The following is a 22,119-nucleotide window of genomic DNA, read 5'->3' on the forward strand; positions in this document are numbered from 1 at the left end:
GGGGCAACCGTGGATGAGAACGCCAAGCTGCGCGACTACCTGACCCGGGTCACCGGTGAGCTGCAGCGCACCCGAAACCGCCTGGCCGAGGTCGAGGACCGGGAAGCCGAGCCGATCGCCGTCGTGGGGATCGGCTGCCGCTTCCCCGGCGGTGTGCGCACACCCGAGCAGTTCTGGGACCTGCTGGTCTCCGGACGGCACGGGATCACCGAGTTCCCCGGCAACCGGGGCTGGGACGTCGACGGCCTGTTCGATCCCGATCCCGACCACCTGGGCACCAGCTACGTGCGGCTCGGCGGCTTCGTGCACGACGCCGACGAGTTCGACCCGGAGTTCTTCGGCGTCTCGCCGCGCGAGGCCGTGTCGATGGACCCGCAGCAGCGCCTGCTGCTGGAGACCTCGTGGGAGGCGCTGGAGCGCGCGGGGATCGACCCCACGTCGCTCAAGGGCGGCCGCGCAGGGGTGTTCATGGGCACCAACGGCGTGGACTACGCGCGCGACATCCCCAGGGGCGTCGAAGGCGTCGAGGGCTACCTCGGCACCGGCACCGCGGGCAGCGTCCTGTCCGGCCGCATCTCGTACGTGCTGGGGCTGGAGGGCCCGTCGGTCACCGTCGACACGGCGTGCTCGGCGTCGCTGGTGACCCTGCACCTCGCGGTCCGCTCGCTGCGCGCGGGGGAGTCCGACCTGGCGCTGTCCGGCGGCGCGACGGTGATGTCGGACCCCGGCGCCTTCGTCGAGTTCTCCCGCCAGCGCGGCCTGTCCCGCGACGGCCTGGTCAAGGCGTTCGCCGCGGCCTCCGACGGCACCGGCTGGGGCGAGGGCGCGGGTGTGGTCGTGCTGGAGCGCCTGTCCGACGCCCAGCGCAACGGCCACCAGGTCCTCGCCGTCATCCGCGGCACGGCGGTCAACTCCGACGGCGCGTCCAACGGCCTCACCGCGCCCAACGGACCGTCGCAGCAGCGCGTCATCCGCGCCGCGCTCACCGACGCCCGCCTGTCCGCGAAGGACGTCGACGCCATCGAGGCGCACGGCACCGGCACCACCCTCGGCGACCCGATCGAAGTGCAGGCGCTGCAGGCCGTCTACGGCCGCGGCCGCGAGGCCGGCAGTCCGCTGCACCTCGGCTCGGTCAAGTCCAACATCGGTCACACGCAGGCCGCCGCCGGCGTCGCGAGCGTGATCAAGATGATCCTCGCGCTGCGCAACGGAGTGCTGCCCGCGACCCTGCACGTCGACGCCCCCACCCCGCAGGTCGACTGGTCGTCCGGCGCGATCTCCCTGCTCACCGAGAACCACTCCTGGCCCGCCGACCGCGTCCGCCGTGCGGGCGTGTCGTCGTTCGGCATCAGCGGCACCAACGCGCACGTCGTCCTGGAACAGGCTCCCGAGCCCGCGGAGGTCCCCGAGCGCGGGCCGGTGCCCGCGGTGATCCCGTGGGCGCTCTCCGGCAGGACCGACGCGGCATTGCAGGCGCAGGCCGAGGCGTTGCTCTCGGTCGACGCCCACCCGGCCGACATCGGCTACTCGCTCGCCAGGACGCGGGCGACCGGGCAGCGCCGCGCCGTCGTCACCGGTACCGACATCGAGTCCCTGCGCGCGGGTCTGCGCGCCGTGGCCCAGGGATCCGCGGCGCCCGCTGTCACGACCGGCGAGGCCGTCGGCGGCCAGCTCGCCGTCATGTTCACCGGACAGGGCTCCCAGCGGCTGGGCATGGGCCGTGAGCTGTACGCGGCGTTCCCCGTGTTCGCCGAGGCCTACGACGAGATCGCCGCACTGCTGCCCGGCATCCGCGAGGTCGACGACGCCGAGGTGCTCAACCAGACGGGCAACGCCCAGCCCGCGCTGTTCGCACTCGAAGTCGCGCTCTACCGGCTCGTCGAGTCGTGGGGCGTGCGGCCGGACTTCCTGATCGGCCACTCGGTCGGCGAACTGGCCGCCGCGCACGTCGCGGGCGTCTGGTCGCTTGAAGACGCCGCGAAGCTGGTGGAGGCGCGCGGCAGGCTCATGCAGGCGCTGCCCACCGGTGGCGCCATGGCCGCGATCCAGGCCGGCGAGGAGGAGGTCAGGGCCGCGCTGCGCGACGGTGTCGACATCGCCGCGGTCAACGGTCCCGAGGCGGTCGTGATCTCGGGTGACGCGGACGCCGTCGCCGCGATGACCGCGGGGTTCTCCGCCTCCGGCCGCAAGACCAAGGCGCTCAAGGTCTCGCACGCGTTCCACTCCTCGCTGATGGACGGCATGCTCGCCGAGTTCGCCGAGGTCGCGCGCGCGATCACCTACCAGACCCCGAAGATCGCCCTGGTGTCCAACGTCACGGGCGAACTGGCCCGCACCGAGGAGGTCTGCGACCCCGGCTACTGGGTCCGGCACGTCCGCGAGGCCGTCCGGTTCGCCGACGGCGTCAGGACCCTGGCGGCGGCCGGTGTCACGCGGTACCTGGAGCTGGGACCGGACGGCGTGCTGTCCGCCGCCGGTCAGGACTGCGCGGACGGGAAGTTCGTCACCGCGCTGCGCCGGGACCGCGACGAGGTGGCGACGATCCTCGCCGGTCTCGCCGACCTGCACGTCCACGGCGGCCGCGTCGACTGGGCCGCGTACCTCTCCGGCGCCCGCGTCGTCGACCTGCCCACCTACCCGTTCCAGCGCGACCGCTACTGGCTGCCCGTCACCGCCCCCGCGGGCGACGCGTCCGGCCTCGGCCTCAGCTCGCTGGACCACCCGCTGCTCGGTGCCGCCGTCTCCGTCGCCGACGCCGACGGGTTCCTGTTCACCGGCATCCTGTCCACGAGGACCCACCCGTGGCTGGCCGACCACGTCGTCATGGGCGCGGTGGTCGTGCCCGGCACGGCCCTCGTCGAACTGGCCGTGCGCGCGGCCGACGAGACCGGCCTGACCGGCGTCGAGGAACTGACCCTCCAGGCACCACTTGTGCTGCCCGAGAACGCGGGCGTGCACGTCCAGCTGTGGGTGGGCCCGCCGGACGAGGCGGGCCGCCGTCCGCTGACCCTGCACTCGCGTTCCAGCAACGCCCCCGTGGACGGCGCTTGGACCCTGCACGCCTCCGGTTCGCTGGCCGCGGCACGCCAGGACACGCCCTGGGACCTCGCCGAGTGGCCTCCGCCCGGTGCCGAGTCCGTCGGGCTGGACGGCCACTACCAGGAGCTCGCCGCCCTGGGCCTGGAGTACGGCGACACGTTCCAGGGCCTGCGCGCGGTGTGGACGTGGGGCGAGGACACCTTCGCCGAGGTCGCGCTGCCCGACCGGGCGCGCGACCAGGCCGGCCGGTTCGGCCTGCACCCCGCGTTGCTCGACGCCGCACTGCACGCCCTGGCACTCGGTGACGGCCAGGCCCGGCTGCCGTTCGCCTGGACCGACGTGGCCCTGCACGCCTCCGGCGCCGCCGACCTGAGGGTGAAGCTGTCCCCGGCGGGCACCGATGCGATCACCCTGAGGGTCGCCGACGGTCAGGGCGCGCCGATCGCCACCGTCGGCTCCCTCGCGGTGCGGCCCGTTTCGGCCGAGCAGATCCGCACGGCCTCCGACCAGAACGGGCTCTACGAGCTGGCCTGGAAGCCGGTCACCTCGACGCAGGGTGACGCACTCGACTGGGTGCGGTGGGAGGACCTGGGCGAGGAAGTTCCCCCGGTCGTCGTGTACCGCGCCGGCGGCGAGGACGTGCGGAGCACGCTCGCCGCGACGCTCGACGTTCTTCAGCAGTGGCTGGCCGACGAGCGGTTCGAGACCGCGAAGCTGGTCGTCCACACCGTCGACGCCGTCTCGACCGGTGCGGACGACCCCACCGTCGACCCGGTCGTGGCCGCGGTCTGGGGCCTGGTGCGCTCCGCTCAGTCCGAGCACCCCGACCGCTTCGCGCTGGTGGACGCGGCCGAGATCACCGACGCCGCCATCACGTCCGACGAGCCGCAACTGGCCGTGCGCGACGGCGAGCTCCTGGTGCCGCGCCTGGTCGCCACGGAGACCACCGGCCGCATGATCCCGCCCGCGGGTGACTGGCGGCTGGGCATGACCGGTCAGGGCACCGTCGACCACCTGGTGCTGGAGCCGGTGGAGGCGCGGCCGCTCGCACCGACCGAGGTCCGCGTCGCGGTGCGCGCGGCGGGCCTGAACTTCCGGGACGTGCTGAACGTCCTGGGCATGTACCGCGGCGAGGCGGGACTGCTCGTCAGCGAGCTCGCCGGTGTCGTGACCGAGGTGGGCGCGTCCGTGACCGACCTCGCGCCCGGCGACGAGGTGATGGGCCTGGTCGCCGGTGGCGGTGGCCCGTCGGCCGTGGTCGAACGTCAGATGATCACCCGCAAGCCCGCGGGGTGGACGTACGAGCAGGCCGCGACCGTGCCGCTGGTGTTCCTCACCGCGTACTACGCGCTGTGCGACCTGGGCGAGCTGAAGGCGGGGGAGTCGATCCTGATCCACTCCGCCGCCGGCGGCGTGGGCATGGCGGCGACGCAGCTCGCGAACCACCTGGGCGCCGTCGTCTACGGCACGGCGAGCGAGAGCAAGCAGCACGTGCTGCGGGAGGCGGGCATCGCCGAGGAGCACATCGCCTCGTCGCGCACGCTCGACTTCGAGCAGCGGTTCGGCCAGGTCGACGTCGTGCTCAACGCACTGGCGGGCGACTTCGTGGACGCGTCGCTGCGGACCATGGCTCCGGGTGGCCGCTTCCTGGAGATGGGCAAGGCCGACGTCCGCGACGTGGCCACCGTCGGGCAGGACGTGAGCTACCAGGCGTTCGACCTCAGCGAGGCGGGACCCGAGCGCACCGCGCAGATGTGGACCGCCCTCGTCGAGCTGTTCGAACGGGGCGTCCTCGAACCGCTTCCGGTGAAGGTGTGGGACGTGCGCCAGGCACGGGCGGCGTTCCGCTTTTTGAGCCAGGCCAAGCACATCGGCAAGATCGCGCTGTCGATGCCGAGGACGGCCGAGCCGGGCGGGACGGTCCTGGTGACCGGTGGCACCGGAGGCCTCGGTGCCGTGGTGGCCAAGCACCTGGTCACCGACCACGGCGTGCGCGGACTCCTGCTCACCAGCCGCCGCGGACTCGCCGCCCCCGGCGCGCAGGCGCTGGTCGACGAGCTCACCGCGCTGGGCGCCGAGGTGACGGCCGTCGCCTGCGACGTGGCGGACCGCGACGCGCTCGCCGCACTGCTCGACGGCGTCGACCTGACCGGCGTCGTGCACGCGGCCGGTGTGCTCGACGACGGCACGATCGACTCGCTGACCCCGCAACGGGTGGCGGGCGTGCTGGGGCCGAAGGCGGACGCCGCCCGGTACCTGCACGAGCTGACCGCACACCACGACCTGGCCTTCTTCCTCACGTTCTCCTCGGCCGCCGGTGTGCTCGGCGCGCCGGGGCAGGGCAGCTACGCCGCCGCGAACGCGTACCTCGACGCGCTCGCCGAGCACCGGCGTGCCCTCGGCCTGCCCGGCCAGTCGATGGCGTGGGGCCTGTGGGCGGCCGGCATGGGCGAGGCGCTCGGCGACGCCGACCTCGCCCGGTTGCGCAACGGCGGAACGCCCGCGCTCACCGTGCCGGAGGGCCTGGCGCTGTTCGACGCCGCCCTCGCGGCCGACGCGCCCGTGGCCGTCCCGATCAAGCTCGACCTGCCCGCTCTGCGCGCCTCCGCGCGGGGCACCGCGCTGCCGGCCGTGCTCGGCGGCCTCGTCCGCACGCCGGCCCGGCGCGTCGCGCAGTCCGGCGCCGGGCGGGACTCCTCCCTCGCGCGCCGTCTCAGCCAGCTCACCGAGGCCGAGCAGGACCACGAGCTGCTGGACCTGGTCCGCACCGAGGTCGGACTGGTGCTCGGGCACGTGACCCCCGGCGGCATCGAGCCCGGCCGAGGGTTCCTGGACCTGGGCTTCGACTCGCTCACCTCCGTCGAGCTGCGCAACCGACTCAGCTCCGCGACCGGTCTGCGGCTGCCGTCGACGGTGACCTTCGACCACCCGACCCCCGTCTCGCTGGCGGGTTTCCTGCGCTCCGAACTGATGGGCGAGCTGGGCGTGACGAGCACGCCCCAGGTGCGCGCGCAGGTCGCCGCCGACGACGACGACCCCATCGCGATCGTCGCCATGAGCTGCCGCTTCCCCGGCGGAGTGCGTTCGCCGGAGGACCTCTGGTCGCTGGTGTCCGAGGGCCGCGAGGGGATCTCCCCGTTCCCCGACGACCGCGGCTGGGACCTGGCGTCGCTGTTCGACACCACGCCGGGCAAGCAGGGCGTCTCGAACACCCGTGTCGGCGCGTTCCTGGAGGACGCCGGCGACTTCGACCCCGAGTTCTTCCGGATCTCGCCGCGCGAGGCGTTGGCGATGGACCCGCAGCAGCGGTTGCTGCTGGAGGTCTCCTGGGAGGCGTTCGAGCGCGCCGGGCTCAAGCCCGCGGACCTGCGCGGCAGTGCGACCGGTGTGTTCGCCGGCGCGATCTACCACGACTACGCCTCACAGCTGAAGACGATCCCCGACGACGTCGAGGGCTTCCTCGGCACCGGCACCTCGGGCTCGATGATGTCCGGGCGCATCGCCTACACGTTCGGCTTCGAGGGACCGGCCGTGTCGGTCGACACCGCCTGCTCGTCGTCGCTCGTGGCACTGCACATGGCGGCCCACTCGCTCCGTTCCGGTGAGTGCGAGCTCGCCCTGGCCGGCGGCGTGACCGTGATGTCCACCCCCGGCCCGTTCATCGACTTCAGCAAGCAGCAGGCCATGGCGCTCGACGGCCGTTGCAAGGCCTTCGCCGACGGCGCCGACGGCGTCAGCTGGGGCGAGGGCGTCGGCATGGTGCTCCTGGAGCGCCTGTCGGACGCACGACGCAACGGCCACCAGGTGCTGGCCCTGCTCAAGGGTTCCGCGGTGAACCAGGACGGCGCGTCCAGCGGTCTCACCGCGCCGAACGGTCCGTCGCAGCAGCGGGTGATCCGCCAGGCGCTGGCCAACGCCGGTCTGTCCACTTCGGACGTCGACGTGGTGGAGGCGCACGGCACGGGCACCCGGCTCGGCGACCCCATCGAGGCGCAGGCACTGCTCAACACCTACGGCCAGGACCGGGACGAGCCGCTGTACCTGGGTTCGATCAAGTCGAACATCGGTCACACGCAGGCAGCGGCGGGCATCGCCGGTGTCATCAAGATGGTGCAGGCGATGCACCAGGGCGTGCTGCCGCGCACCCTCCACATCGACGAGCCGTCCGGCCAGGTCGACTGGAACAGGGGCGCCGTCCGGCTGCTGACCGAGCAGGTCGACTGGCCGGAGACCGGCAAGCCGCGCCGCGCGAGCGTGTCGTCGTTCGGCTTCAGCGGGACCAACGCGCACGTCGTGCTCGAACACGTCCCGGCACCCGTCGCGGAGGCGGAGGGCAACCCGCCCGCGGTGGTACCGCTGGTGCTGTCCGCCCGCACCGACGAGGCCCTGCGCGAACAGGCGGGCCGGATCGCCGCGGACGCGGGCTCGAAGTCCCTGGCGGACCTCGGTTTCTCGCTGATCACGACCCGCCAGTCGCACGAACGGCGTGCCGTAGTGGTCGGCACCGACCGCGAGAGCGCGCTCGCCGCGCTGTCGGCGTTCGCGGACACCGGCCAGGCGGCCGGCGTCGTCACCGGTGTGGCCGCTCCCGGCAGGCTCGCGTTCCTGTTCGCCGGCCAGGGGACCCAGCGGCTGGGCATGGGGGCCGGGCTGTACGAGGCGTTCCCGGTGTTCACCCGCGCCTACGACGAGGTCTGCGAACTCCTGCCCGGTGTCCAGGGCATCACCGACGCCGACGTGCTGGCGCAGACGAGCAACGCGCAGCCGGCGATCTTCGCCGTCGAGGTCGCGTTGTTCCGGTTGCTCCGCTCGTGGGGTGTCACGCCCGACTTCGTCGCAGGGCACTCGATCGGTGAGATCGCGGCGGCGCACGTCGCCGGTGTCCTGTCGTTGGAGGACGCGGCGAAGCTGGTGTCCGCGCGGGGCCGCCTGATGCAGGCGCTGCCCGGCGGCGGTGCGATGGTCGCGGTTGAGACGACCGAGGAAGAGGTCCGGGAGTTCCTGTCTCCCAAGGTGTCCCTGGCCGCGATCAACGGCCCGAACGCCGTGGTGCTGTCGGGCGCGGCGTCGCCGACGCTCAAGGTCGCCAAGAAGTTCGAGAAGCTCGGCCGCCGCACCAAGCGGCTGGCGGTCTCGCACGCGTTCCACTCGGCCCTGATGGAGCCGATGCTGGACGAGTTCCGCGCGGTGGCGGAGTCGATCGAGTACCAGGAACCGTCGGTGCCGATGGTGTCCACCGTGACGGGTGCCCTGGTCGGGCCCGGCGTGGTGACCTCGCCCGAGTACTGGGTCGAGCACGTGCGCGAGCCCGTGCGGTTCGCCGACGGCGTGACCGCGCTGGCCGCCCTGGACGTCACCCGGTTCCTGGAGATCGGTCCCGACGCGGCCCTGTCCGGCCTCGGGCAGGGCATCGCGGAGGCGGTGTTCGTCCCGTCGCTGCGCAAGGACCGCGACGAGACGACCTCGCTGGTGTCCGCGCTGGGCACGTTGCACAGCCACGGCGCCGAGGTCGGCTGGCGGGAGTACTTCGCCGGCAGCGACGCGGCGGTCGTGGACCTGCCGACCTACCCGTTCCGGCGCCAGCGGTTCTGGCTTCACTCCACGCCGGGCGCGGGTGACGCCCCGAGCCTGGGCCTGGGCGCGCTCGACCACCCGCTGCTCGCCGCCACCGTCGCGCTCCCGGACGGCGGGGGCCTCGTGCTGACGGGCCGGCTGTCGCTGGACGCCCAGCCGTGGCTGGCCGGGCACAGGGTGATGGGCTCGGTGCTGCTCCCCGGCACCGCGTTCGCCGAACTGGCCGTCCGCGCGGGCGACGAGGTCGGCTGCGGCACGGTCGAGGAGCTCGTCCTCCAGACGCCGCTGGTGCTCGGCACCACGGCCCTGCAGCTCCGCGTGTCCCTCTCGGAGTCCGAAGTGGACGGTCGCCGCGCGGTGACGGTCCACTCGCGGCCCGAGGGTGCCGACGTCGACGACGAGTGGACCCTGCACGCCATCGGAACGCTCGCCCGCGGCGACGAGCCGGGAGAGCCCCAGACCGTGTGGCCTCCGGAGAACGCCGCACCGGTCGACCTCGACGGCTTCTACCCGAACCTCACCGAGGCCGGACTCGACTACGGCGGCCTGTTCCGCGGCCTGCGCGCCGCGTGGCGCCGGGGCGAGGAGACGTTCGCCGAGGTCGAGCTGCCCGAGGACACCGACGTCAGCCGGTTCGGCCTGCACCCGGCCCTGCTGGACGCCGCGCTGCACGCCGTCGGGCTCTCCGGTGGCGGGGCGAGGTTGCCGTTCTCGCTGGCAGGCCTGACGCTGCACGCGTCCGGCGCGACGGCGCTGCGGGTCCGGCTCGCCCCGGCGGGATCGGGCGCGCTGTCGCTGCGGGTCGCCGACGTCACCGGTGCCCCCGTGCTGTCGGTCGCCCGGCTCGCGCTGAGGGAGATCAGCGAGGAGCAGTTCCGCCCGGTCGACCAGGCGGAACGCGAGTCGCTGTTCACCGTCGACTGGGTGCCGCTCGCACCCGGTGAGGCGGCGGACGCGTTCGTCGACCACGTCGTGGCTGAAGGCGCGGTGGCCGACCTGACCGCCGAGGTCCTGGAGCTGCTGAAGTCGTGGCTGGCGGAGGACCGCGAGGCGAAGCTGGTCGTGCGCACGACCCCGGACGTTCCCGCGCACGCCGCGGTGAGCGGCCTCGTGCGCAGCGCGCAGGCCGAACATCCCGAACGGTTCGTGCTGGTGCACGGCGACGGTGACGTCGCTGCCGCGGTCGGCACGGGCGAGCCCGAGGTCCTGTTCGCCGACGGCGAGCTGAGGGTTCCGCGCCTGGTCCGCGCCAAGGCGACCGGCGGCGACTGGACGCTCGACGGGACCGTCCTGGTCACCGGCGGCACCGGAGGCCTGGGCGCGCTGGTCGCCCGTCGCCTCGTCGAACGCCACGGCGTCCGGAACCTGCTGCTCGTCAGCCGTTCCGGTGGCGACAGCCCCGGCGCACCCGCACTGGTGCAGGAGCTGACCGCACTCGGCGCCGAGGTGACGGTCGCCGCGTGCGACGTCTCCGACCGCGGTCAGATCGAGGCCGCGCTCGCCCTCGTCCCCGCCGACCAGCCGCTGCGCGGGATCGTGCACGCGGCCGGCGTCCTCGACGACGGTGTGCTCGACGCGATGACCCCCGAACGCGTCGAAGCCGTGCTGCGTCCCAAGGCGGAGGCCGCCCGGCACCTGCACGACCTGACCACCGACCTTGACCTGTTCGTCACGTTCTCCTCGATCGCGGGCACGTTCGGCGCGCCGGGCCAGGCCAACTACGCCGCGGCGAACGGCTACCTCGACGGCCTCGCCGCCCACCGACGGGCGCAGGGACTGCCGGCGACGTCGATCGCCTACGGCCTGTGGGACGAGGGCATGGGCCACGGCCAGGCGGCGGGAGCCGCGGGCTTCGCGGCGCTGTCGGCCGAGGACGGCTTGACGCTGTTCGACCTGGTCGCGCTCGGCGACGACGCGAACCCGGTCGCGATGCGGCTGGACGTCGCCGCGGCCAGGGAGAGCGCGAAGGCCACCGGAGTGGTCCCGCACGTCCTGCGGAGCCTCGTCAAGGTCCGCCCGCGCCGCACCGCGCGAGCGGAGGAGGGCACCGGCCTGCGCCAGCGGCTGGGCGCGCTTCCGCCGGCCGAGCGACTGCGGCAGCTGCTCGACCTGATCCGCACCGAGGTCGCCCTGGTGCTGGGCCACACCAGCCCGGACGCGGTCGAGACCGACCGCGCGTTCGGCGACCTGGGGTTCGACTCGCTCACCGCGGTCGAGCTCCGCAACCGCCTCGACGCGGCCACGGGTCTCCGGCTGCCCGCCACCCTCACGTTCGACTACCCGACGCCCCTCACGCTGGCCGAGTTCCTCCAGGCCGAGTTCGTCGACGAGCTGGCCGACGCGGCGACGCCCGCGTTCACCTCCGTGGCGCTCGGCGACGACCCGATCGCGATCGTCGGCATGGCCTGCCGCTACCCCGGTGGCGTCGGGTCGCCCGACGACCTGTGGGACCTGGTCACCCACGGCCGCGACGGCGTCACCCGCTTCCCCGAGGACCGCGGGTGGGACGTCGACGGCATCTACCACCCCGACCCGGACGCGCAGGGCAAGACCTACACGCGCGAGGGCGGGTTCCTGCACGACGCCGGTGACTTCGACCCTGAGTTCTTCGGCATCTCGCCGCGCGAGGCGCTGGCGATGGACCCGCAGCAGCGGTTGCTGCTGGAGGTCTCCTGGGAGGCGCTGGAGCACGCGCGGGTCGACCCGTCCGGGCTCAAGGGCTCGCAGACCGGCGTGTTCGCCGGCTTGATGTACCACGACTACGGCGCGCGCCTCGGCGTGCTGCCCGACGGCGTCGAGGGTTTCATCGGCACCGGGACGTCCGGCAGCGTGCTGTCCGGTCGCGTGGCCTACACCCTCGGCCTGGAGGGCCCCGCCGTCACGGTCGACACGGCGTGCTCGTCCTCGCTGGTCGCCATGCACTGGGCGATGCAGGCGCTGCGCTCGGGTGAGTGCTCGATGGCACTGGCGGGCGGCGTCACCGTCATGGCCACGCCGGACACGTTCATCGGCTTCTCCCGCCAGCGCGGCCTAGCCGCCGACGGCAGGTGCAAGTCCTTCTCCGGCGACGCCGACGGCACCGGCTGGTCCGAGGGCGTGGGTGTCCTGGTGCTGGAGCGGTTGTCCGACGCCCGGCGCCACGGTCACCGGGTTCTGGCCGTGGTCAAGGGTTCCGCGGTGAACCAGGACGGCGCGTCCAACGGCCTCACCGCCCCGAACGGGCCCTCGCAGCAGCGGGTGATCCGGCAGGCGCTGGCCAGCGCGGGCATCGCTTCGTCCACTGTGGACGTCGTCGAGGCGCACGGGACCGGCACCCCGCTGGGCGACCCGATCGAGGCCCAGGCGTTGCTCGCCACCTACGGTCAGGAACGCGAGGAGGAGCCGCTCTACCTCGGTTCGATCAAGTCGAACATCGGCCACACGCAGGCCTCGGCCGGTGTCGCCGGCGTGATCAAGATGGTGCAGGCGCTGCGCCACGGCGTGCTTCCGGCGACGCTGCACCTGAACGAGCCGACCCCGCACGTCGACTGGGCGTCCGGTGACGTCAGCCTGCTCACCGAGCAGCGCGCCTGGCCCGAGAGCGACCGGCCGCGCCGTGCCGCCGTGTCGTCGTTCGGCATCAGCGGCACCAACGCGCACGTGATCCTGGAGCAGGCTCCGGACGTGGCCGTGCTGCCGCGTGAGGACGCGGAGCTTCCCGCCGTGCCCTGGGTGCTCTCCGGGCGCAGCGAGGAAGCCCTGCGCGAGCAGGCGGTCCGGCTGCTCGCAGTCGACGGCCAGCACGCCGACCTCGGCCTTTCCCTTGCCACCACGCGCACCTCGCACGACCACCGTGCCGTCGTGGTCGGCTCCACCGCGGAGGAGCTGCGTGCCGGTCTGACGGCGTTGTCGGCCGGCGAGACCGCCGCGTCGGTCACGACCGGCAGGGTCCACTCCGGACGGACGGCGGTCCTGTTCACCGGACAGGGCTCCCAGCGGCTGGGCATGGGCGCCGGGCTGCACGAGGCGTTCCCGGTCTTCGCCGAGGCGTACGACGAGGTCTGCGGTCACCTGCCCGGCATCCGGGAGATCACCGACGCGGACGTGCTGAACCTGACGGGCAACGCGCAGCCGGCGATCTTCGCGCTGGAAGTGGCGCTGTTCCGCCTCGTCCGGTCGTGGGGCGTCCTGCCGGACTTCCTGGCCGGGCACTCGATCGGTGAGATCGCGGCGGCGCACGTCGCCGGTGTCCTGTCACTGGAGGACGCGGCGAAGCTCGTGTCCGCTCGGGGCCGTCTGATGCAGGCGCTGCCCGACGGTGGTGCGATGGTCGCCGTTCAGGCGACCGAGGACGAGGTCCGCGAGCACCTGTCTTCCGAGGTTTCGCTGGCCGCCGTCAACGGCCCGAACGCCGTGGTGCTGTCCGGGGCTTCGGCGCCGACCCTCAAGGTCGCCGCGAAGTTCGAGAAGCTCGGCCGCCGCACCAAGCGGCTGGCGGTCTCGCACGCGTTCCACTCGGCCCTGATGGAGCCGATGCTCGCCGAGTTCGCGGAGGTCGCGCGCTCGCTGACCTACACGGCACCGTCGATCCCGGTCGTCTCCACGGTCACCGGCGAACTCGTCACCGACCGGCTGACCGACCCCGAGCACTGGGTCGAGCACGTCCGGGCGACCGTCCGGTTCGCCGACGCCATCTCCTCGCTCGGCGACAAGGGCGTCACGCGGTTCCTCGAAGTCGGGCCGGACGGCGTGCTGTCCGCGATGGGTGCCGACAGCGCCGACGGCCTCTTCACCTCGTTCCTGCGCAAGGACCGCGACGAGGCCACGTCCGCGCTGACCGGGCTCGCCGCCGCCCACACCAGGGGCGAGCAGGTCGACTGGTCCGCGGTGTTCGCCGGGACCGGCGCGCGGATCGTCGACCTGCCGACGTCGGCGTTCCAGCACCAGCGGTTCTGGCTCGCCTCCTCCGGCGCCGGAGCCGACGTCTCGTCCGTCGGTCTCGTGCCCACCGAGCACCCGCTGCTCGGTGCGGCCGTGCCCTTCGCCGACGGCGACGGGTGGGCGCTCACCGGCCGGCTGTCGCTGGCCACGCACCCGTGGCTCGCGGACCACGCCGCGCTGGGCACGGTGCTCCTGCCGGGGACCGGGCTCCTGGAACTGGTCGTGCGGGCCGGCGACGAAGCCGGCTGCGGCACGGTCGAGGAGCTCACGGTCCAGGCGCCGCTGCTGCTGCCGGCGTCCGGTGCGCTGGACGTCCAGGTGCTCGTCGGCGCGGCCGACGGCGCTCAAAGGCGACCGGTGTCGGTGCACTCCCGCAGTGCGCACGGAGCATGGACCGAGCACGCCACGGGCGTGTTGTCACCCACCACGTCCGCTCCGGCGTTCGACCTGACGGCCTGGCCGCCCGCCGGTGAGGCCGTGGAGCTCGACGGCCTGTACGAGGACTTCGCTGCCGCCGGACTGAGCTACGGACCGGTGTTCCAGGGCCTGCGGGCCGCCTGGCGCGACGGCGGCGACGTCTGGGCCGAGGTCGCGCTTCCGGAAGAGGAACACGACCAGGCGGGCCGGTTCGGCCTGCACCCGGCGCTGCTCGACGCGGCGTTGCACGCGATCGGGCTGATGGCGGGGGAGGGGACCCGTCTGCCGTTCTCGTTCGGCTCGGTGACCCTGCACGCGACCGGCGCGACCACGCTGCGCGTCCGGGTCACGTCGACCGGCACCGACAGGGTGTCCGTCCTCGTCGCCGACAGCACCGGCACCCCCGTCGCGACGATCGGCTCGCTGGTCGTCCGCGCCGCCTCCGCCGAACAGCTGCGCACGAACGACGAGTCGCTGTACGAGCTGTCCTGGGTTCCCGTGCCCGCACAGGGCACGGCGGTCGAGCACCTGCCGCTGAACGAGGTCGGCGACGACGTTCCTTCGGCGTTGGTGCTGGAGGTTCCGGCGGGCGAACCCCGGGACGTCCTGCACAGCACCCTGACCGCTATCCAGGGATTCTTGGCCGAGGAGCGGTTCGCCGACGCACGGCTGGCCGTCGTGACCGACGGCTCGCTGTCCGGTGCGGCGGTGCGCGGACTGGTCCGCAGCGCGGAGTCGGAGAACCCCGGCCGGTTCGTCGTCGTCGAGGGTGACGACGTGGACGCGGCGCTGGCAACCGGCGAGCCGCAGGTCCGCGTCCACAACGGACAGACGCTCGCACCCCGGCTCGTCCGGGCGCGCACCAACGACCCGGCCGCGTGGGGCGAGGGCACCGTCCTCGTCACCGGTGGCACGGGTGGGATCGGCGCCGCCGTCGCCCGCCACCTCGCGCAGGTGCACGGCGTCACGAAGCTGGTGCTGACCAGCCGCCGTGGCCTGGAAGCGCCCGGAGCGGCCGACCTGGCCGCGGAACTGGATGCCGAGGTCAAGGCGTGCGACGTCGCGGACAGGGACGCCCTGGCGGCGTTGCTGGACTCGATCCCCGACCTGACCGGGGTCGTGCACGCCGCCGGTGTGCTCGACGACGGTGTGGTCACGGCCCTGACGCCCGAGCGGGTCGACACCGTGCTGCGTCCCAAGGCCGACGCGGCCGTGGCGCTGCACGAGCTGACCCGTGACCGTTCGCTGAGCCAGTTCGTCCTGCTTTCCTCGGTCTCCGGCATCCTCGGCGGCCCCGGGCAGGCGAACTACGCCGCGGCGAACGCGGTCCTCGACGCACTGGCCGAGCAGCGGGTCGCCGAGGGGCTGCCCGCCCGGTCCGTGGCCTACGGCCTGTGGGCCGACGGCATGGGCGACGGGTCCGATGTGGACAGGCTGAGCCGCGACGGCTTCGGCGCACTGTCCGAAGAGGAGGGTCTGGCGCTGTTCGACGCCGCACTCGCCGCGCAGACGGCGGTGCCGGTGCCGGTGAAGCTGGACCTCGCGACGTTGCAGGTCCACGCCCGCACGTCACCGATCCCCGCCGTGCTGCGCGGTCTGGTCAGGGTTCCGCGGCTGCGCGGCGCCGTGAACGCCCAGGCGGTGTCGGCGCTGCTGGAGACCCTGTCGAGGCTCTCCGACGCCGACCAGCAGGCGCACGTCACGGACCTCGTCCGCGTTCGCGTCGCCGAGGTGCTGGGCCACAGCGGTACTGCCGCGGTGGAGGTGGGCCGTGCGTTCACGGAACTGGGCTTCGACTCGCTCACGGCGGTCGAGCTGCGCAACCGGCTCGGTGAGGCCACCGGCCTGCGTCTGCCGGCGACGCTGATCTTCGACTACCCGACGCCGCTGGCGCTCGCGGACTACGTGCGCACCGAACTGATCGGCGCGGCGGAGACCACCGCGGTCGCGCCGGCGCGGTCCGCCGCACCGGACGAGCCGATCGCGATCATCGCGATGAGCTGCCGCTACCCCGGTGGCGTCCGCTCGCCGGAGGACCTGTGGCGGCTGGTGGCGGAGGGCACCGACGCGATCACGCCGTTCCCGGCCGACCGCGGCTGGGACCTCGACGGCCTGTACGACCCGGACCCCGACCACACCGGGACGAGCTACGCCCGCGAGGGAGGGTTCCTGCTCGACGCGGCGGACTTCGACGCCGAGTTCTTCGGCATCTCGCCGCGCGAGGCGATGACCGTCGACCCGCAGCAGCGCCTGCTGCTGGAGACCGCCCAGGAGGCCTTCGAACGCGCCGGGATCGACCCGGTGACGCTCAAGGGCAGCCCCACCGGTGTGTTCGCCGGCGTGATGTACAACGACTACGCCTCCCGCCTGACCAGCACTCCCGACGGGTTCGAGGGCCTGCTCGGCACCGGCAGCGCGAACAGCGTCCTGTCCGGCCGGGTGTCCTACACCTTCGGCCTGGAGGGCCCTGCGGTCTCGGTGGACACGGCGTGCTCGTCGTCGCTGGTCGCGCTGCACCTCGCGGCGCAGGCGCTGCGGTCCGGTGACTGCGACCTGGCACTGGCGGGCGGTGCGACGGTGATGGCGACGCCGAACCCGTTCATCGAGTTCTCCCGGCAGCGCGGACTGGCCGCAGACGGCCGGTGCAAGCCGTTCGCCGCGGCGGCGGACGGCACCGGCTGGTCGGAGGGCGCCGGGTTCCTGCTCCTGGAGCGGTTGTCCGACGCCCAGCGCAACGGTCACCGCGTCCTGGCGGTGGTCAGGGGTTCCGCGGTGAACCAGGACGGCGCGTCCAACGGTCTCACCGCCCCGAACGGCCCGTCCCAGGTCCGCGTGATCCGTCAGGCCCTCGCGGCCGCTCAACTGTCCACTTCGGACGTGGACGCGCTGGAGGCGCACGGCACGGGCACCGCGCTGGGTGACCCGATCGAGGCGCAGGCCGTCCTGGCCACCTACGGCCAGGACCGGGACGAGCCGCTCGTGCTCGGCTCGGTGAAGTCCAACATCGGCCACACCCAGGCCGCGGCCGGCGTCGCAGGGATCATCAAGATGGTCGAGGCGATGCGGCACGGGATCGTCCCGGCGAGCCTGCACATCGACTCGCCGTCCCCGCACGTGGACTGGGCGGGCGGTGCGGTCGAACTGGCGACCGAGGCCCGGCTGTGGGTGCGGCGCGACCGCCCGCGTCGTGCGGCCGTGTCCGCGTTCGGCATCAGCGGCACCAACGCGCACGTCATCCTGGAGCAGGGGCCGGAGGTCCCGCCGGCGCCGCGGGAGGTCAGGAAGCCGGCTCTGCTCCCGTACGTCCTCTTCGGACGGACGGAGAACGCCCTGCGCGAGCAGGCGGCACGTCTGCTCAACGCGGAGCTCGCGGAACCGGTGGACGTCGCGTACTCCCTGGTCACCACGCGTGCCTCGCACGAACGGTGCGCGGTCGTGACCGGGAGCCCCGCCGACGTGCGCGCAGGGCTCGCCGCCCTGGCGGACGGGCTGACCGCGGCGAACGTGACGACCGGCCGTGCCGTCGGCGGCAAGCTCGCCGTGCTGTTCACGGGCCAGGGCAGCCAGCGGCTGGGCATGGGTCGCGAGCTGTACGCGGCGTTCCCCGTGTTCGCCGAGGCCTACGACGAGATCGCGGCGTTGCTGCCCGGCATCCGGGAGATCGACGACGCCGAGGTGCTCAACCGAACGGGCAACGCCCAGCCCGCGCTGTTCGCTCTGGAAGTCGCGCTGTACCGGCTGATCGAGTCGTGGGGCGTGCGACCGGACTTCCTGGCCGGCCACTCCATCGGCGAGCTGAGCGCGGCACACGTCGCAGGGGTGTTGTCCCTGCGGGACGCGGCGAAGCTGGTCGAGGCTCGCGGACGCCTGATGCAGGCACTGCCCACCGGCGGCGCGATGGTGGCCGTCGAGGCCACCGAGGACGAGGTGCGCGAGCACCTCACCGCCGAGGTGGGCCTGGCCGCCGTCAACGGGCCGTCCGCCGTCGTGCTGTCCGGAGTGGAGGGTCCGACGCTGGCCGTGGCCGAGAGCTTCCGCGCGCTCGGCCGCCGCACCAGGCGACTGGAGGTCTCGCACGCCTTCCACTCGGCGTTGATGGACCCGATGCTCGCGGAGTTCGCCGAGGTCGCGCGATCGCTGGACTACCGCGAGCCCGCGATTCCGGTCGTGTCGAACGTGACCGGCCTGCGGGCGACGGAGCTGACCGACCCGGAGTACTGGGTCCGGCACGTGCGGGACACCGTCCGGTTCGCGGACGGGATGCGCGAGCTGGAGGCCGCGGGCGTCACGAAGTTCGCCGAGCTGGGTCCGGACGGCGTGCTGTCCGCGATGGGACACGACTGCGTGAGCGACGGCGCGGTGTTCGTTCCGTTGCTGCGCAAGGACCGCGCCGAACCGCAGTCCGCCGCGGTCGCCTTCAGCCGTCTGGTGGCGGCGGGCGTGGCCCCGGACTGGGAGGTGTTCTTCGCCGGTACCGGAGCGCGGCGCACCGAGCTTCCGACCTACGCGTTCCAGCGCGAGCGCTACTGGCTCGACAGCGGCCCGGCGACCGGTGACGCCGCCGGGCTCGGGCTGGCGACGACCGAGCACCCGCTGCTCGGCGCGACCGCCTCGGCGCCGAACGGGGACGGGCTGACCTGCTTCGGCAGGCTGTCGCGCTCCGCCCAACCGTGGCTCGCGGACCACACCGTGCTCGGCGCGGTCCTGGTCCCCGGCGCGGCACTGGTCGAGATGGCCGTCCGGGCAGGCGACGAGGTCGGCTGTCCCAGGATCGTCGAACTGACCCTGGCGGCGCCGATGGTGCTGCCCGACCAGGGCGGCCTGGCCGTCCAGGTCGTCGTCGGCGCCGCGGCAGCAGACGCCGGGCGCGAGGTCGCGGTGTACTCGCGGCGGGCCGACGCCTCCGTCGAGGAACCGTGGACGCAGCACGCCGCCGGCGTGCTCATGCCCGACGAGGACCGCCTTCCGGTGGTGGCCGGCGCATGGCCGCCCGCGGGGGCGGAGGTCCTCGACCTGGAAGGCCTCTACTCCGACCTGGCGGCCACGGGACTGGGCTACGGCCCGGTGTTCCAGGGCGTCACCTCCGCCTGGCTGCACGAGGAGCAGATCTTCGCCGAGGTCGTGCTGCCGGAGGCGGCGCACGGTGACGTGACGCGGTTCGGCATCCACCCGGCGTTGCTCGACGCGGCCCTGCACCCCATCGGTCTGCTCGGGTTCACCGGCGACACGAGCGCACTCCTGCCGTTCCTGTGGCGCGATGTCTCGCTGCACGCCACGAACGCGACCGCGATCCGAGTGACGGTGACCCCCACCGACGCCAAGACGGTCCGGCTGGAGATCACCGACACCGCGGGCGCGCCGTTGCTCACGGTCGGATCTCTGGTGCTGCGCGAGGTGTCGACGGACCAGCTCGGCACCGAGTCCACTTCGGACTCTCTGTTCCGGACGGAATGGGTTCCGGTCGCGGGTGACGGGAACCCGGTCGCCTGGTCGTACCACGACGAGGCCGGGCAGACCGCGGTGACGGTGCTCAGGGCGGAACCGCCCGCACAGGCGGTTCCGCAGGCCGTGCGCGAAGTGCTCGTGAGCACGCTCGCCACCGTCCAGGAATGGCTGGCGGACGAGCGCAACGCGGACGGCAGGCTCGTCGTGCTCACCCGCGACGCGATGCGGGCACGACCGTCCGACGAGGTCGACCCGGTCGCGGCGTCGATCTGGGGTCTCGTTCGCAGCGCCCAGGCGGAGAACCCCGGCCGGCTGGTGCTGCTGGACGCTTCCGGGGAGGACGTGGACACGGCGCTCGCGAACCTCGGAGAGGAGACGCAGCTGGCCGTGCGCGACGGCGTCGTGCACGCCTGCCGGCTGCTTCCCGCGAGCAGTGCGCCGGAACTGGTGCCCCCGCCCGGCGAGGACACCTGGCGGGTGGACTCACCGGGAGGAACCCTGGACCGGTTCACGCTCCAGCCCGCCCCGGAAGCCGATGAACCCCTTGCCGCACACGAGGTGCGGATCGGTGTCCGCGCCGCGGGAGCGAGCTTCCGCGACGTGCGCACCGTCCTGGACGGCCAGTCCGGACCGCTCGGCCGCGAGGCCGCGGGCGTCGTCCTGGAACTGGGGGAGGGCGTCACGGACCTCCGCGTCGGCGATCCGGTGATGGGCCTGGTGCACGGCGGTTTCGGTCCGGTGGTCCGCACCGACCGCGCGTTGGTCACGAGGATTCCCCACTGGTGGACGTTCGAGCAGGCGGCCTCCGTGCCGCTGGCGTTCCTGACGGCCTGGTACGCGCTGAAGGACCTTGCCCGGTTGTCGGCCGGGGAGTCGGTGCTCATCCACGCCGCGGCCGGTGGCGTCGGCATGGCCGCCACCCAGATCGCCCACCACCTCGGCGCCGAGGTCTACGGCACGGCCGCCGAGGGCAAGTGGAACGTGCTGCGCGCCGCGGGCCTGCCCGACAGCCGCATCGCGTCCTCGCGCAGCCTCGGCTTCGAGGAGCGGTTCCTGGCCTCCAGCAACGGACGCGGCGTCGACGTCGTCCTCAACGGTCTCTCCGGTGAGTTCGCCGAGGCGTCGATGCGGCTGTTGCCGCGCGGTGGGCGGTTCGTGGAAATGGGGAACGGCGATCTTCGCCCGGCGAGCGATTTCGCAGGGCAGTATCCAGATGTGACTTACCGGGTGCTCGACGTGACCGACGCGGGTGCCGAACGGATCGCGACGATGTGGGAGGAGCTGATCACGATGTTCGAGTCGGGCCGGCTCACCCCGCTGCCGATCCGCTCCTGGGACGTGCGCGAGGCTCCCGAGGCGCTGCGCCACCTCTCCGAGGGCCGTCATGTCGGCAAGGTCGTCCTGACCGTGCCGCGGGCGCTCGACGTGAACGGCACGGTGCTCGTCACCGGCGGCACCGGTGGCCTCGGCGCCGTCGTGGCGCGGCACCTCGTCACCGCCCTCGGCGTGCGGGACCTCGTTCTCGTGGGCCGGCGTGGTTTCGACGCTCCTGGCGCGGCGGACCTGGCCGACGAACTGGCCGAGCTGGGTGCCAAGGTGCGCGTCGTCGCCTGCGACGCGGCCAACCGCTCCGCGCTGGAGGAGCTGCTGGAGAGCATCCCGGTGCTGACCGGCGTCGTCCACGCCGCCGGCGTGCTCGACGACGGTCTGTTCACCTCGCTCACCCCGCAGCGACTGGACACCGTGCTGCGCCCGAAGGTGGACGCGGCCTGGAACCTGCACGAGCTGACCCTGGGCCGGGACCTGGCGATGTTCGTCCTCTTCTCCTCGGCCGCGGGCGTCCTGGGCGCACCGGGCCAGGCGAACTACGCCGCGGCGAACACGTTCCTCGACGCGCTCGCGGAACACCGCCGTTCGCTGGGCCTGCCCGCCTCGTCCCTCGCCTACGGCCTCTGGGCCGACGGCATGGGCGCGGACACGGGCACCGGCCGGATGGCACGCGACGGCATCGGTGCGCTCACCCCGGACGAGGGGCTGGCGCTGTTCGACCTCGCCACGTCCATGGCGGCACCGGTGACGGTGCCGGTGAAGCTGGACCTGGCCGGGTTGAGGGCGCACGCCCAGACCGCTTCTCTGCCGCCGCTGCTGCGGGCACTGGTACCGACTCCGCGCACCCGTCGTGCGGCCTCGGCCGACGCGGCGGCGCAGGCGGACGAGCTGAGGCGGCGTCTGGCCGGACTGTCCCAGGCGGACGCCCGGCAGGCACTGCTCGACGTGGTCCGCAGGCAGGCGGCGGCCGTGCTCGGTCACTCGGGACCGGACGTGGTCGAGCCCGACCGGGCGTTCACCGACCTGGGCTTCGACTCGCTGACCGCGGTCGAGCTGCGCAACCGGCTCGGTGAGGCCACCGGCCTGCGCCTGCCGGCGACGCTGATCTTCGACTACCCGACTCCGGACGCCATGTCGGAGTTCCTCCAGACCGAGGTGGTCCCCGCGGCCGCCGCTGAAGCGTCCGGTGTGGACAGCGAGATCGTCCAACTGGAGGCGGCGCTGTCGGCGCTGGACCCGGCGACCACCGACGGGGCGCACGTGGAAACCAGGCTGCGCCGGCTGGTCGAGCTGTGGCGGGACAAGACCCGTGCCGGCTCGGACGACCGGGCGGACCTCGAGTCGGCCACCTTGGACGACATGTTCTCCCTGCTCGACAACGAACTCTGACCCACT

The 22,119-nt window shown here is 73.4% G+C and carries 1 protein-coding gene; it reads left to right on the plus strand.

All coding sequences use genetic code 11. From position 1 onward, the window contains the following. Positions 1 to 9: 9 nt before the first annotated feature. A complete protein-coding gene (locus tag ACFWN2_RS03525) occupies positions 10 to 22,113 on the plus strand; it encodes an SDR family NAD(P)-dependent oxidoreductase (protein ID WP_382424680.1) in 22,104 nt (7,367 codons plus the stop codon). The last annotated feature ends 6 nt before the right edge of the window (positions 22,114 to 22,119 follow it).

This window comes from Lentzea sp. NPDC058436 (assembly GCF_042721515.1).
In the GTDB taxonomy this organism is placed as follows: domain Bacteria; phylum Actinomycetota; class Actinomycetes; order Mycobacteriales; family Pseudonocardiaceae; genus Lentzea.